Here is a 14,089-nt window from a genome sequence, read left to right on the forward strand (position 1 = left end):
GGCCCCGTCGGCGTCCATCGTCGGCGCGGGGGATCCAGCATCGCTTCAGCGCCGGTTCACCCCCGGTGGGGGCAAGGGGTCACAGGTGGCAGTTGTCGCTCTCGACCAGGGCCATCTCGGGGCGCCTGGGCGGCACGAACTCCCCGCCCAGCAGGTGCAGCGGGGCCATCCGGCCGAAGGCCCACTGCTCGAAGTGCAGGTGGGGCCCGGTCGGGTCGTCGGGGGTGAGCCCCACGCCGCCCACCGTGCCGACCTGCTCCCCCGCGTGCACCCGGGTGCCGCGGCGGGGCATGCTCTCGACGGGCATGTGGTAGTAGCGGCTCTCCCACCCGCGCCCGTGGTAGATCCGCAGCAGCGAGACACCGGCGTACTGGCTGTCCGGCGGCTGCACGGCCGCCTCGATCACGTAGCCGGCGGCCGCGGCCGCCACGGCCGCCCCCTCGCTCGGGGAGCCGTCGGCGCGGCGCCAGTCGACCTGGCGGTCCGGCTCCCAGTGCCAGTCGTGGGTGTAGGCGTGCCACTCCTCGCCGCAGGGGAAGGGGACGAAGAACCGCGGCCGGCAGCGCTCGGCCTTCGCGGAGACGCCCTCCGAGGCGGAGGCGGGTGCGGGGGACAGCAGTACGGGGGCGGCCGCCGCGGCGGCGGTGAGCCCCAGGGCGGCCCTTCGGGAGAACCCCGTCGCGGGAGGAGTGTCGGAACCGTTCACGGCGCATCCTTTCCTCGGCATACCCTGCTCATTCGCCAAGGAATTCATTCAGCGCGGCGCACCGCCTGTAAAGGAGATCCGGATGCTATGTATCCAAAGTGGCAGGCGCGCTCCCCCGCCCGGCGGCCCCGTCGAGGACGCGGGTCACCACCGACGCGATCCGGTGCCAGGCGTCCCGCTCCTCCTCCAGCACCGACCGCCCCGCCGGGGTGAGCCGGTAGACGCGGCGCCGCCGACCGCCCCCCGTCGACCACCGGCTGTCCAGCAGTCCGCCCCGCTCAAGGCGGTGCAGCGCCGGGTAGACGGTGCCGGAGGCCAGGTCGATCTCGCCGCCGCTGTGCCGCCGGAGGCGGTCGACGACGTCGTAGCCGTGCAGGGGGCCGTCGGCCAGGACCGCGAGCAACAGGCCGTCCAGGTGGCCGCGGAGGACTTCTGCTCGCATGAGGGGAACCTGCCCGAAAGTCGCATGGTCACGGGGTGCGGGCCGGGCCCCGTTCCTCCGCCATTACTCGGTGATACCGCGGCCTGGCCGTTTCACAAAGTGTAATACTCGCCGCGGTAGAAGAGCAAAGGGGGCTTTCCGTCATCGGGGTGTAGCGTGACGACACGACCGATTGACGCATCGTGGTCGCCCAGTTCGATCGTGCGCAGCACCGTGCATTCGATCACCCGGGCCGCGCCGGAGATGACCGGCGCCCCCGTGGTCCCCGGCCGCCAGCGGGTGGCGGCGAACCGGTCCCGCCCCGGCCGCGCGAAGCGGTCCGCGATCTCGGCCTGGTCCTCGGCCAGGATGTTCACCGCGAAACTCGTCGCCGCCGCGAACAGCGGGCGCAGCTGCGAGCGGTGGTCGGTGCAGAACTGCACCAGCGGCGGCGACAGCGACAGCGTCGAGAAGGAGTTCGCGGTCATCCCGACCGGCCCGCGGGGCGTCGGGGCGGTGATCACGGTGACACCGGTGGGGAAGGCGCCCAGGGCGGAGCGGAGCTCCCGGGCATCGGCGACGGGGGCGGGGGCCGGGTCGGTGTGGGCGGTCGAGGTCATGGGGTCACCTCACGGTGCTGGGGTCGGTCCGGGGGGAAGGGGGGCCGCCGCCTGCGCTCCAGGGCGTCCTGGAGCCGCAGCAGCGGACCGGTCATCGCCGTGGTGGCCAGGGCCACCACGACCAGGACGGTGAACAGGTCGGCGGAGATGATCCCGGCGCGCAGGCCGAGGTCGGCGACGATGAGCTCGGTCAGGCCGCGGCAGTTCATCAGCACGCCCAGGCGCGCGGCCTCGCCCCGGGGGAGCCCGGCCAGCCGGGCCCCGGCCGCCGTGCCCGCGAACTTGGAGCCCAGGGCGACGGCGAGCACGGCCGCGGGGACCGCCCACCCGTGTGCGCCCAGGGCGCCGAAGGAGGCGCTCATGCCCACGGTCGCGAAGTAGATCGGGAGCAGGGCGGCCGAGGCGAACGCGCGGATCGGCGCGGCGCCGCGCCCCGCGCCCGGGCCGCGGCGCGGAAGGACCGCCCCGAACAGGAACGCGCCGAACGCCGCGTGGACGCCGATCGCCTCGGTCGCCGCGCCCGCGGCCACGGCGCCGGCCACCGCGATCGCGGCGAACGACGCGTCCGGCGCGCCCGCCCGGTCCAGCGCCGTGAACACGGCGGACAGCAGCGGGCGCACGGCGCCCGCCATCAGCGCGGTGAACACCGCCGCCAGGACGGCCGGCCAGGCGGCGCCGAGCGCGGTGCCCGCGCCGGCCAGGGCCAGGACCAGGGCCAGCACCGCCCAGGACAGGGCGTCGATCACCACCGCGGACAGCAGCGCCAACCGCTCCGTGCGACCGCCGGCTCTCCCGGAGCCGGCCAGCATCCGGGCCAGTACCGGGACCGCCGTGACCGCCAGCGCGACCCCGAGGAAGAGGGAGAACACCGGCCGGGAGGCGTCTGGGCCCGCGAGGTCGGCGTACAGCGGCACGGCCAGCGCGGCCCCGCACACCAGCGGTACCAGGGCCGAGCCCGCCGCCACCGCGCCGACCCCCGAGGGGCGGCGCGTCCCCACCGGGTCCAGCTCCCAGCCCAGCAGCATCATGAAGCACACCAGCCCGAGCTGGGCGGCGAGCCCGAGGGGGCCGGCCGCCTCGCCGGAGACCGGCGCGGGCAGGCCCGCGGCCAGGGCCGCCGGACCCAGCAGCAGGCCCGCGGTGATCTCGCCGACCACGGCCGGCTGGCCCAGGCGCCGGGCCAGGGCGCCCAGGCCGTGCGCCGCGGCGAGCACCACGGCGACCGCCGCCAGCAGATGCGCCGCCGGGGACACCGGTACCGCCGGGGGCAGCGCCGCGAGCACTGCGGTCATGGGCCTCTCCTGTCCTCCGGGACAGGTGGATGCTAGGCGCCTACGCCCGCCGCGGTATTCCCGCATCCGGATGAGCTGCGGCCTGGCCCCGAGGCGGGCCGCTTCCTACCGCGGGAGGTGGAGGGGTGCGCCCGCCGCGGTAGGGCTACCACTTTCGGGGAACGCCGCTCACCCGTCGGCGGGAGCACGGCGCACCGGACGGGCGGGCGCCGGGAACTTCCGGGGAATTCCCCCTCCCCCCTTGAATCGGAAAGGGGGCCGAGGTGTGCATTGTGCGCCCCCGGCGCACTTTCTAGCATTTCCAGTGAATGGCGTACTCCCGATGGAGTACGCCGGACGGAGAGATCGCCCCGCCGCGGTATTCCGGAGACGGAGAGAATCGCTCGCGCGGCGGAGTCCACCCAGAGGGGGTTCGGAGTGTGGAGCATTCTTCTCGCGGCCGGGGGAGCCGCCGCGGCCGCGGCGGCAGCGGCGCGCGCCACCGGCGCCCGGCGCGTCGCCGCGGCGCTGGAGGAGGACCGCCGCAGGGACCGTGCGCGGCTGTCGCGCCAGCTCCATGACGCGGTCGGGCACGGACTCACCCTGATCAGCCTGCACGCCCGGCGGGCCGACGGGGACGCCGAGGCGCTGCGGGCGGTGGACGAGGAGGCCCGGCGCACCATGGAGGCCATGGCCGCCATCATGGCCTCGCTGCGCGACGGGGCCGCCTGCGGCTCCCCCGCCGCCGGAGGCGGCGGCGAGCACGGGCCGCCCCCCGAGGAGCGCATCCGCCGGTGCGTCGCCGACCTGCGCCGGGCCGGGGTGCGCGTGCGCCTGGACCTGGAACCGGGCGGACTGCCGCTGGCCCCGGGGCCCTCCCGGGTCGCCGAGCGGGTGGTCCGCGAGGCCGTGCTGAACGGCGCCAAGCACGCGCCGGGACGCCCGGTGCGGGTGCGCGTGGCCGTCGGCGGGCACGTGCAGATCTCGGTGTCGGTGCCGCAGGGGCGGCCCGGGGAGTCCGGACCGCCCGGAACCGGCACCGGCCTGTCCGGCCTGGCCGAGACGGTGGCCGACACCGGGGGCGTGCTGCTGCACGGGGCCGTCCCCCAGGGCGGCCACCTGCTGATCGCCCGCATCCCCGCCGCCGGTCCGGCGCGGCCCGTCGCCGCGGCCGCGCCCGCGGCCGCCCTGGCCTCCGGGGGGACGCGGTGAGCGCGGCGGTGCGGGTGGTGATCGCCGACGACCAGCCCCTCGTGCGCAGCGGCCTGGTCGCGACCCTGTCCGGGACGGGCGGCATCGAGGTCGTCGGCGAGGCCGAGGACGGACGGGACGCGGTCCGGGCCGCCCGGCTGCTCCAGCCCGACGTGGTGCTGATGGACCTGAGCATGCCCCGCATGGACGGCATCGAGGCCACCCGGCGGATCCGGGAGGACCCGCGGCTGTCCGCCACCCGGGTGCTGGTGCTGTCCGCCTACGGCGACGACGAGCGCGTCTTCGGCGCGCTGCGGGCCGGGGCCGGCGGGTTCGTGCTGAAGAACAGCGCGCCCGAACGCGTCGCCGAGGCGGTCGACGAGGTGCTGCGCGGCGGCTCCTACCTGTCGCCGGCCGTCGCCGGGAGCGTCGTCCGGGAGGTGCTGGAGCGGCCCGCGGCGCCCGCGATCGGGGCCCCCGAGATGGTCCGGCTCACCGACCGCGAACTGGAGGTCTTCCGCCACCTGGTCGGCGGGCTGCGCAACGACGAGATCGCCGACGCGCTGAACGTCGGCGAGAGCACCGTCAAATCGCACGTCCAGCACCTGTACCGCAAGCTCGGCGTGCGCGACCGCGTGCAGGTCGTCGTCTACGCCTACGAGCACGGCCTGGTGCACCCGGGCGTGGGCCCGGTCTCCCCCCAGGGGACGAGCCCGGCGCTGGACCGCCGTACCGGCGCCGTCCCCCCGCGGCCTGATGGAAGAACGGCCGCCGGACATTAGCGTCGTCATCCGGTCCCTCCCGGAATGCGAGGAGAGAATGGACAACAGAACGCTGATCGTCGCGCGCATCGACGCGGCCGACCGGCCGAGGATCGCCGAATGCTTCGCCGAATCCGACGCCACCCACCTGCCCGAGGCGCTGGGGGTGAGGCGGCGGATCCTGTTCGGATACCAGGACCTGTACTTCCACTACATCGAATTCTCCGGGGACGGCCGCGCCGCCATGGAGCGCGGGGCCCAGGACCCCGAATTCGCCCGGGTCAGCCAGAGGCTGCGCCCGTTCGTCGAGCCCTACGACCCGCAGATCTGGCGCAGCCCCGCCGATGCCGTGGCGACCCCCTTCTACCGGTGGACCGGTCCGGAGCCGGGCACCGCGCCGTGACCGCCCCCGCCTTCCCCCGGCGCCCCCGCAGGGGCGCCGGGTGAGGCCGCCCGAGGCGGCCGAGCACGCGCTGGCCGGTGCCGCCGAGGTCGTCGCCGTCCTGGACGGCCTCCCCGAATCGCTGGCCGTCGCCGACTGGGCGGCCCGGGCCGCCGCCCGGTCCCGGGCCCGTCTGCTGGCGGCGCTGGTCATGCCGGCCCGCTGGCCGCTGGACCTGAGCCTGCTCACCCTCGCCCCCATGGACGCCGCCGACCTGCAGACGCGCTGGGAGTACGCCGCGTCCGCCGGGGCCGAGCTGGAGGCGCTGACCGCCCCGCTGGCGGTGGACTGGGAGCTGCGCGAGGTCCTGCCCGCGGACCGGACGCGCCCCGGGGCGCTCCTGGCCGGGGCCGCCGCCCCCGTCGTCGTCCTGCCCCACCGCTCCGACCGCGCCCTGCTGCGCGCCCGGCGCCGCCTGGGCGTGCCCGTGCTGGGCGTCCACCCGGACCTTGGGTGCGTCGCCGTGCACGCCGGGCCGGTGGGCGCGGGGCGGACACCGCCCTTCCAAAGACGAGCCCCGTTCTCCCCCGTGCAGCGGACGACCCGCCGCCGCCCGCCCGGCTAGCGTCGCCCACGTCCCGCCGAGATCCCCTACGACGACCGCCCGGGGCCTACGACGAGCCCCCGGGGTCCACGACGACCGCCCGGGGTCCGCCCCCCAGCCGAATCGGAGGAACCATGCCTCCCGCAACACCACGTCCCGATTACGACGCCGTCATCATCGGCGCGGGCATCGCCGGGGCCGCCCTCGGCGCGATCCTCGCCCGCAACGGCGCCTCGGTGCTGATCGTCGACGCGTCCCGGCACCCCCGCTTCGCCGTCGGCGAGTCCACCACGCCGCACACGCTGGTCCTGTTCAAGCTCCTCGCTCGCCGCTACGGGGTTCCCGAGCTGGAGACCCTCACCTCCTACGACGGGTGCCTGGAGGAGGTCGGCCGCAGCTTCGGGATCAAGCGGCACTTCGGCTTCCTCATGCACAGCGAGGGCGAGGAGCCGGACCCGCGGCACGCCAACCAGTTCAACACCCCCGCCAAGCTCAACCAGTCCAGCCACCTCTTCCGGCAGGACAGCGACGCCTACCTGTTCCACGCCGCCGTCCGCTACGGGTGCGACGCGCGGCTGGACTACCGCATCACCGACCTCGACCTGGAGCGGGACCGCGTCACGGTGCACGGCGAGGACGGGTCCAGCTACACGGCCCGCTACCTGGTCGACGCCAGCGGGTTCCGCTCGGTCCTGGCCCGCAAGCTGGGCCTGCGCGAGGAGCCCACGCGGCTCAAGCACCACTCGCGGTCGATGTTCACCCACATGGTCAACGTCAAGACGACCGACGAGTGCCTGCGCATGCCGCCGGGGGAGATGCCGGACGTCCCCTGGTTCCAGGGCACCATGCACCACATGTTCCCCCGGGGCTGGTTCTGGGTCATCCCGTTCAACAACGAGCCGCGGTCCCGCAACACGCTGGTGAGCGTGGGCCTCACCCTGGACGAGCGGCGCCACCCCCGGGCGGCCGACATGTCCCCGGCCGAGGAGTTCGCCTCCTACGCCGAGCGCTTCCCCGCCGTCCAGCGCATCTTCGCCGACGCCCGGCCGGTGCGCGAATGGGTGTCCACCGACCGCCTGCAGTACTCCTCCTCGCGCACCATCGGCCACCGGTGGTGCCTGATGTCGCACGCGGCCGGGTTCGTCGACCCGCTGTTCTCCCGCGGCCTGTCCAACACCGCCGAGGTGATCAACGCACTGGCCTGGCGGCTGCTGGCGGCCTTCGACGACGACGACTTCGACGAGGAGCGGTTCGCCTTCGTCGAGCGGCTGGAACAGGGCCTCATCGACTACAACGACGCGATGGTCAACGCCTCGTTCATCGGCTTCGAGGACTACGAGCTGTGGAACGCGGTCTTCCGCGTCTGGGCCTACGGCGGCGTCCCGGGCAACATGCGCCTGGAGCGCATGATCGACCGCTTCGGCGAGAGCGGCGACCCCGCCGCCTTCGACGCCGTGGAGGACGTGCCCAACGTCGGCCTGTGGTGGCCCGACTCGCCCGGCTACCGCGCGCTCTTCGACGAGATGGTCCGCCTCTGCGACGAGGTCGACACCGGCGGCCTGTCCGCCCCCGCCGCCGGCAAGGCGCTGATGGACCGGATCGCCTCGGCCGACTTCGTCGCCCCGAGCTTCGGGTTCCGCGAGCGCGACGTGCGCTTCATCAACCCGACCCGGCAGATGCTGCGCGACATGGCGCGCTGGATGGCCGAGGAGGCCCCCGAGGACATGCGCCACCTGGCGCCCGGCATGCGTCCGGACGGCGGAAAGGCCGCCGCCGCCCGGTAGGGCCGCCCCGCCGACGCGTGGGCCCCCACCCCCCTGGCACCCGATCCGACCACATTGGGAGATGGCATGAGCACCGATGCACTCACCGACTCCGAGATCGCCGAGCTGATCGTCGCCGTGGGCGCCGAGCCGGACCTGGAGCCCGGGTTCATGGACACCTCGTTCGAGGACCTGGAACTGGACTCGCTCTCCCGCGCCGAGCTCGCCGCGCGGCTCAAGAAGTCGCACGGGGTCGACCTGGAGGCGGACCTGACCGCCGACACCACCCCCGGCGGCCTCCGCGAGCTCCTCCGGGCCGCACGGGCGGGGGCCGCGTGAGCGGCGGCGAGGCCGTGGTCGGCGCCCCGCTCGCCTTCACCCGCGCGGTGCTGTGCGAGCAGGGGGCCGAACCCGTCGAGGACACCCCCGACCGCGCGGTGCTGCGCCTGCCGGGCGGGGGCCCAGAATGCGAGCTGACCGCCGCGGCGGCCGACCGCACCCGCGTGCGGTGGGACCCGGCCGCGGACGGCGGCGCCGGAGAGAAGATCGCCGCGCTGGCCGCCGGCGCCGAGCAGCGGCGGCGGCGCCCCGTCTCCGCCGCCGCGGTCCCGGCCAACCGCCGCCGCGGCGGCGACGTGCGCACCATGCTCGCCCCGCCCGCCGTCGGCGCCACCTCCGGGTTCTCCGGAACGGCGCGGCTGGCCCCGGGCGAGCGCATCACCGAGCACTACCACCCCTTCTCCGAGGAGTTCGTGCACGTCGTCGCGGGACGGGTGGACGTGGAGATGGAGGAGGAGCGGGTCCGGGTGGACGCCGGGGAAGGGCTGCTGATCCCCCGGGAGGTGCGCCACCGGATGGTCAACGACGGCGACGAGGAGGCCGCCGTCGTCTTCTTCCTCAGTCCGCTGGCCCCGCGCCCGGACCTGGGGCACGTGGACACCGAGGGCCCCGAGGGGGCCGCGGAGCCGGACGGAGGACGAGGGTGAGGCGTATCGCGGTGACCGGGATCGGGGCGGTCGCGCCCGGGGAGCCCGGTCGCGAGCGGTTCTGGGACCGGATGGTGGAGGGGCGCCCGGCGACCCGCGGGGTGACGCTCTTCGACGCCTCGCAGATGCGGTCCCGGGTGGCCGCCGAGTGCGACTTCGACCCCATCGCCTGCGGGCTCACCCCGCAGGAGGTCCGGCGCAACGACCGGTTCGGCCAGTTCGCCCTGGTCGCCTCCGCCGAGGCGCTGGACGACGCGGGCCTGGGCCGCGACGACCTGGACGGCGAGCGGACCGGGGTGTGCCTGGGCAGCGCGGTGGGCGCCACCATGCGCCTGGAGGAGGAGTACGTCGCCGTCAGCGACGGCGGACGGCACTGGGAGGTGGACGGGTCCTACGCGGGCCCGTTCATGTACCCGGTGTTCGTGCCCTCCTCCATCGTCTCCGAGGTGGCGGTGAAGTTCGGCGCCAACGGCCCGGCCTCGCTGGTCTCCACCGGGTGCACCTCGGGCATCGACGCCGTGGGCCAGGGCGCCCGCATGATCGCCGACGGGGAGGCCGACGTGGTGATCGCGGGCGGGACCGAATCGCCCATCTCGCCGATCTCCTACGCCTGCTTCGACGCCATCCGCGCCACCACGCCGGCCAACGACCGGCCGGCCGAGGCGTCCCGCCCCTTCGACGCCGACCGGCAGGGGTTCGTCATGGGCGAGGGGTGCGCGGTGCTGGTCCTGGAGGACCTGGACCGCGCCCGCGCCCGCGGCGCCCACGTGTACTGCACCGTCGCCGGGTACGCCAGCAGGGCCAACGCCTACCACATGACCGGTCTGCACCCCGACGGCGTGGAGCTGGCCGAGGCGGTCGCCCGGGCGATGGACGAGGCCCGGGTCGACCCCGGGGACATCGGCTACGTCAACGCCCACGGCTCGGGCACGGTGCAGAACGACCGGCACGAGACCGGGGCCTACAAGCGGGCGCTCGGACCGGCCGCCTACGACGTCCCGGTGAGCTCGATCAAATCGATGATCGGCCACTCGCTCGGGGCGATCGGGGCGCTGGAGACGGCCGCCTGCGCGCTGGCCATCGACCGCGGGGTGCTGCCCCCGACGGCCAACCTCACCACCCCCGACCCCGAATGCGACCTGGACTACATCCCGGGCGAGGCCCGGGAGGCCCGGGTCGGCCACGTGCTGTCGGCGGGCAGCGGGTTCGGAGGCTTCCAGTCGGCGGTCGTGCTCTCCCGCACGTAGTCCGCCCGAGATCCCCCACACGTATCGACTCTCTGGCGAGGAGGTGCGGCGGTGCGCCTTGTCGCGGCGGGCCGCCGCGACGGACATGGAACGCAGAGCCATCATCACCGGCATCGGTGTCGTCGCCCCCACCGGGATCGGTGTGCGGGAGCACTGGGAGGCGACCCTCGAAGGGCGCACCCGCATCACCCCCTTCGACGCCGGCGGCGTCCCGCTGCGCGCCGCCGGCCGGGTCGACGGGTTCCGCCCGCGCGACCACGTGAAGAACCGCCTGATGATCCAGACCGACAAGTGGACCTGGTTCGCGCTGGCCGCGGGGCGCCTGGCGCTCGACGACTCCGGGTTCGACCCCGCCGGCCGCGACCCCTACGGCATCTCGGTGGTCACCGCGAGCGCCTCCGGCGGCAACGAGTTCGGCCAGCGCGAGATCCAGGCGCTGTGGGCGAAGGGGCCCGAGGAGGTCAGCGCCTACCAGTCCATCGGGTGGTTCTACGCGGCCAGCACCGGACAGCTGTCCATCCGGCACGCGTTCAAGGGCCACTGCGGGGTGGTGGTCGCCGACGGCGCGGGCGGCCTGGACGCGATGGGGCAGTCGCTGCGGCTGCTCCGGCGCGGCGGCGAGGCCGTGCTGGTCGGCGGCACCGAGGCGCCGCTCACCCCCTACGCCCTGGTGTGCCAGGCCGACCTGGGGCGGTTGAGCCCCGGAGCCGACCCCGAGCGCGCCTACCGCCCCTTCGCCCCCGACGCCGACGGGTACGTGCCCGGCGAGGGCGGCGCGATGATGCTGGTGGAGGAGGCGGCCTCGGCGCGCGGGCGCGGCGTGCGCGGATACGCCGAGATCCTCGGGCACGCCGCCACCCACGACGCCCACCACCACGAGCGGGCCGCGCCCGACGGGCGGCAGTACGCGCGGGCCGCGGAGCTGGCCCTGGAGCGCGCGGGGCTGGGCCCCGAGGACGTGGACGCGGTCTTCGCCGACGGCGCGGGGGACCCCGACTCCGACCGCGCCGAGGCGGCGGCGCTGGCCCGGCTGCTGGGGGAGCGGGCGTCCGCGGTCCCGGTGGCGCTGCCCAAGACCATGGTCGGCCGCCTGTACTCGGGCGCGGGCGCCCTGGACACCGCGTGGGCGGCGCTGGCGCTGCACCACGGGGTGCTGCCGCCCGCCGTGGGCACCGACCCGGACGCGGGCACCCGCGGCCTGCGCATCGTCACCGAGCCGACCGCCCCGGAGCGGCTGCGCACCGTGCTGGTCCTGGCGCGCGGCGCGGGCGGGTTCAACAGCGCCCTGGTGCTGGGCCGGGCGCCGGCGGACGAGGAGGGCGCGGAGGAGGGGGGCCGGTTCAACGTGTAGCCGCGCTACATGTAGGCTCGCTACGCAAACAATCCGGGGAATGCCCCTCGTGGCGGGGACGCCGCCTGGCGCGGGCGTCCCCGCCGTTGTGAACGGGAGGGGCGTGCCCCTTGTGGACAAGCTAGAATTAGCGCGCCTGCAGTTCGGCGCAACACTGACGATCCACTTTCTGTTCGTCGCGCTCACGCTCGGTCTGGTCCTGGTCGTCGCGGTCGCGCAGACCCGCTGGTACCGCACCGGCGACCCGCACCAGGAGCGCATGGTCCGGTTCTGGGGCCTCATCTACACCGTCAACTACGCCCTCGGCGTGGTCACCGGCATCATCAACGAATTCCAGATGGGCCTGAACTGGGGCGGGCTCGCGAAATTCACCGGGAACGTCTTCGGAACGGCCCTGGCGCTGGAGACGATGATGGCCTTCTTCCTGGAGGCCACCTTCCTGGGGATGTGGATCTTCGGCTGGGGGCGGCTGCCCCGCCGGATCCACCTCGCCCTGATCTGGGCGGTCGCGGCCACCGCCTACATCTCGGCGTTCTGGATCATCATGGCCAACGGCTTCCTCCAGCGGCCGGGCGGCTTCGAGGTCCGCGGCGACCAGGCCTACCTCACCGACTTCAGCGCACTGGTCACCAACATCAACCCCTGGAACGCGCTCACCCACGTCACCTCGGCCGCGCTCACCCTGGCCGGGTTCGCCATGGCCGCGATCGGCGCCTACCACCTGCTCAAGGGCGGGCGGCACACCGAGTTCTTCCGGCGCTCGGTGCGCACCGGCCTGGGCCTGGGCGGGGCCGGTGCGATCCTGCTGCTGATCACCGGCTCCCTGCAGTTCAACGACGTCATCGACGCCCAGCCGGTCAAGCGCGCCGTGCTCATCGGCGACACCGAGCGGCTGGCCGAGTACGAGGCGGAGATGGCCGGGCGGTTCGGCGAGGGGTCGTACGCCCCCGACAGCCTGCTCCCGCTGAAACTGCTCAGCGACACCATGCTCTACATCGGCGTCGTCCTGGTGGTCCTCGCGGTCATCGGGTTCGTCCTGCTCCGCCGGAACGCGTTCGTGCGCCGCCGCTGGTTCCTGCGCGTCCTGCTGGTGTCGCCGCTGCTGCCCGTGGTCGCGATGGCCTCGGGGTGGCTGTTCCGCGAGATCGGCCGCCAGCCCTGGGCGGTGTACGAGGTCCTGCCCACCGCCGACGCGGTCAGCCCGGGGGCCACCGCCGGTGGGCTGCTGGCCACCCTGGTCCTGTTCGGGGTGCTCTACATCGTGCTCGCGGCCGCCGACTACCTGGTCATCGCCCGGATCGCGCGCCGCGGTCCGGACCTGGACGGCTGGGCCTTCATCCAAGGCGACGTCCACGGCGAGGCGGACGGGGGCGGACGGAGCGCCCCGGCCGCGGAAGGGAGGCGGCCGTGACCCTGGAGACCCTGTGGGCACTGGTCCTGGTCTGGCTGGTCGCCGGGTACCTGGTCCTGGACGGCTACGACTACGGGATCGGCATGCTCCTGCCCGCCCTGGGCCGCGACGACCGGCGGCGGCGCCTCATGCTCAACGCCACCGGCCCCTTCCTGCTGGGCAACGAGGTGTGGCTGGTGGCCGTCGCCGGCGTGATGATCGCCGCCTTCCCGGGATTGGAAGGGGCCCTGTTCACCGCCTACTACCCGCTCATCGCGGCGCTGCTGGCCGGGCTCATGCTGCGCGGCACCGGGATCCAGCTCCGCCGCTTCGGCCGCGGGCCCGGCTGGCGCACCGCCATGGACGCGGCCACCGTGACCGGGAGCCTGGTGCCCGCGGCGGCGCTGGGCATGCTCGTCGGCGGGATGCTGCGGGGAGCGCCGCAGGGCCTGTCGGCCGGCGCGGCCGCCGCCGACCTGCTCCACCCCTTCACCCTGCTGTGCGGGCTCGCCGGGGTACTGCTGTTCTCCCTGCACGGGGCGGTGTACCTGGCGCTCCGCCTCGGCGGGCCGGCGGGCGACCAGGCCCGTGCGGCGGTCGGGCGCCTCGCCCCAGCGGCCCTGGCGGTGGTCGTGGCCGCCGCGGCCGCGGGCGCCCTCTCCGGCGACGTGCGCGCCGTGCTGACCGCCCCGGTGTCGGCGGCGGTCGGGGCCGCGATCGCGGTCGGCGCCTGCGCCGCCGCCTGGGCGCTGGCGCGCAGCGGCGCCGCCGCGGCCGCCTTCGCCTGCACCTCGGTGGCGGTGCTGGCCCCGTTCGCCGCCGTCCTCGCCGGGGCCCGCCCCCACGTGTTCACCGGAAGGGCGGGCGAGGGCGCGCTGACCCTGTCCGACGTCCTCGCCGACGAGGCCACCCTCGCGCTGCTGGCCTGGTTCATCGTTCCCCTGGCCGTGGTCGGCCTGGCCGCCCAGGCCTGGAACTGGTGGAGCTTCCGCGAGCGGCTGGACGAGCGCTCCCCGCTGTACTTCTGAGGACCCCCTGCGGGCCTCGGGGCCCTGCACCCGCCCCCGCTCCGCTTCCGCCTCCGGGTCGACCCGCTCGGAGGCGGAAGCGGGCGATGGAGCCCCCGGCCGCCCGCCGGTGCCGCCCCTGAGCGGGGTCCCGTCTTCGAGGACGCAGCCGATCGGCGTCGCCGCCGCACCCGGCAGGCACTCCGCCCACCGGCCGTACCGCCGTATCCCCGCTCGCCCGCCGCCGATCGGGGACGGTGTCCACCGGAGAGGGCGGCGACGGAGCGAGCGGGGCGGTTCCCCGGCGCTGCTTGCCGTCCGGCGGGTTGCTCTTGGTCCGGGTGGCGGCGCGGTGGGCAGGGTGCGTGGCTGAGCGCGTTCGTGGCGGC

15 protein-coding genes are annotated in these 14,089 nt (G+C 75.1%); 11 read left to right on the forward strand and 4 right to left on the reverse strand.

Features of this window, described 5'->3' with window-relative positions; translation table 11 throughout:
* Positions 1 to 79: 79 nt before the first annotated feature.
* The 4 genes from O4J56_RS20280 to O4J56_RS20295 all read right to left on the reverse strand — a co-directional run bounded on the left by O4J56_RS20280 (position 80) and on the right by O4J56_RS20295 (position 3,039).
* Positions 80 to 706 carry a M23 family metallopeptidase gene (locus O4J56_RS20280; RefSeq protein ID WP_270687767.1) on the reverse strand — a complete coding sequence of 209 codons (627 nt, stop codon included), beginning with the start codon at positions 704 to 706 and terminating at the stop codon, positions 80 to 82.
* An 85-nt stretch (positions 707 to 791) separates the two neighbouring features.
* Positions 792 to 1,148 carry a PadR family transcriptional regulator gene (locus O4J56_RS20285; protein WP_270687769.1) on the reverse strand — a complete coding sequence of 119 codons (357 nt, stop codon included), beginning with the start codon at positions 1,146 to 1,148 and terminating at the stop codon, positions 792 to 794.
* Positions 1,149 to 1,240: 92 nt separating this feature from the next.
* Positions 1,241 to 1,747, reverse strand: a complete 507-nt coding sequence (locus O4J56_RS20290) for a flavin reductase family protein (RefSeq protein ID WP_270687770.1) — start codon at positions 1,745 to 1,747, stop codon at positions 1,241 to 1,243.
* Complete coding sequence (locus O4J56_RS20295; protein ID WP_270687771.1) at positions 1,744 to 3,039, reverse strand: cation:proton antiporter; 1,296 nt, start codon at positions 3,037 to 3,039, stop codon at positions 1,744 to 1,746. Before O4J56_RS20295 ends, O4J56_RS20290 begins: the two co-directional genes overlap by 4 nt.
* Before the next feature lie 417 nt (positions 3,040 to 3,456).
* Between O4J56_RS20295 and O4J56_RS20300 the strand changes: the two genes are divergently transcribed.
* From O4J56_RS20300 to cydB, 11 genes are all read left to right on the forward strand, one after another.
* The gene (locus O4J56_RS20300) at positions 3,457 to 4,230 is read left to right on the forward strand and encodes a sensor histidine kinase (protein WP_270687773.1); all 774 of its coding nucleotides are present in this window, start codon (positions 3,457 to 3,459) and stop codon (positions 4,228 to 4,230) included.
* Positions 4,227 to 4,991: a response regulator gene (locus tag O4J56_RS20305; RefSeq protein ID WP_270687774.1), complete on the forward strand. Its 765-nt coding sequence runs from the start codon at positions 4,227 to 4,229 to the stop codon at positions 4,989 to 4,991. Before O4J56_RS20300 ends, O4J56_RS20305 begins: the two co-directional genes overlap by 4 nt.
* 37 nt (positions 4,992 to 5,028) lie before the next feature.
* The gene (locus O4J56_RS20310; protein WP_270687775.1) at positions 5,029 to 5,373 is read left to right on the forward strand and encodes a TcmI family type II polyketide cyclase; all 345 of its coding nucleotides are present in this window, start codon (positions 5,029 to 5,031) and stop codon (positions 5,371 to 5,373) included.
* A gap of 40 nt (positions 5,374 to 5,413) precedes the next feature.
* Positions 5,414 to 5,977: a hypothetical protein gene (locus tag O4J56_RS20315; protein ID WP_270687777.1), complete on the forward strand. Its 564-nt coding sequence runs from the start codon at positions 5,414 to 5,416 to the stop codon at positions 5,975 to 5,977.
* A gap of 113 nt (positions 5,978 to 6,090) precedes the next feature.
* Positions 6,091 to 7,740: an NAD(P)/FAD-dependent oxidoreductase gene (locus O4J56_RS20320; RefSeq protein ID WP_270687778.1), complete on the forward strand. Its 1,650-nt coding sequence runs from the start codon at positions 6,091 to 6,093 to the stop codon at positions 7,738 to 7,740.
* A gap of 66 nt (positions 7,741 to 7,806) precedes the next feature.
* Complete coding sequence (locus O4J56_RS20325) at positions 7,807 to 8,058, forward strand: acyl carrier protein (RefSeq protein WP_270687779.1); 252 nt, start codon at positions 7,807 to 7,809, stop codon at positions 8,056 to 8,058.
* Positions 8,055 to 8,705, forward strand: coding sequence for a cupin domain-containing protein (locus O4J56_RS20330; RefSeq protein WP_270687780.1), 651 nt, complete (start codon positions 8,055 to 8,057; stop codon positions 8,703 to 8,705). The genes O4J56_RS20325 and O4J56_RS20330 overlap by 4 nt, the downstream gene beginning before the upstream one ends.
* Positions 8,702 to 9,952 (forward strand): beta-ketoacyl-[acyl-carrier-protein] synthase family protein, encoded by a 1,251-nt coding sequence (locus O4J56_RS20335; RefSeq protein ID WP_270687781.1) that lies wholly within the window; start codon positions 8,702 to 8,704, stop codon positions 9,950 to 9,952. Before O4J56_RS20330 ends, O4J56_RS20335 begins: the two co-directional genes overlap by 4 nt.
* Before the next feature lie 85 nt (positions 9,953 to 10,037).
* Positions 10,038 to 11,303: a beta-ketoacyl synthase N-terminal-like domain-containing protein gene (locus tag O4J56_RS20340; protein WP_270687783.1), complete on the forward strand. Its 1,266-nt coding sequence runs from the start codon at positions 10,038 to 10,040 to the stop codon at positions 11,301 to 11,303.
* 103 nt (positions 11,304 to 11,406) lie between these two features.
* On the forward strand, positions 11,407 to 12,714 hold the full coding sequence (locus O4J56_RS20345) for a cytochrome ubiquinol oxidase subunit I (RefSeq protein ID WP_270687784.1): 1,308 nt from the start codon (positions 11,407 to 11,409) through the stop codon (positions 12,712 to 12,714).
* Positions 12,711 to 13,721: a cytochrome d ubiquinol oxidase subunit II gene (cydB, locus tag O4J56_RS20350; protein ID WP_270687786.1), complete on the forward strand. Its 1,011-nt coding sequence runs from the start codon at positions 12,711 to 12,713 to the stop codon at positions 13,719 to 13,721. The genes O4J56_RS20345 and cydB overlap by 4 nt, the downstream gene beginning before the upstream one ends.
* The last annotated feature ends 368 nt before the right edge of the window (positions 13,722 to 14,089 follow it).

Source organism: Nocardiopsis endophytica, from assembly GCF_027706725.1.
Taxonomy (GTDB): Bacteria; Actinomycetota; Actinomycetes; order Streptosporangiales; family Streptosporangiaceae; genus Nocardiopsis_A; species Nocardiopsis_A endophytica.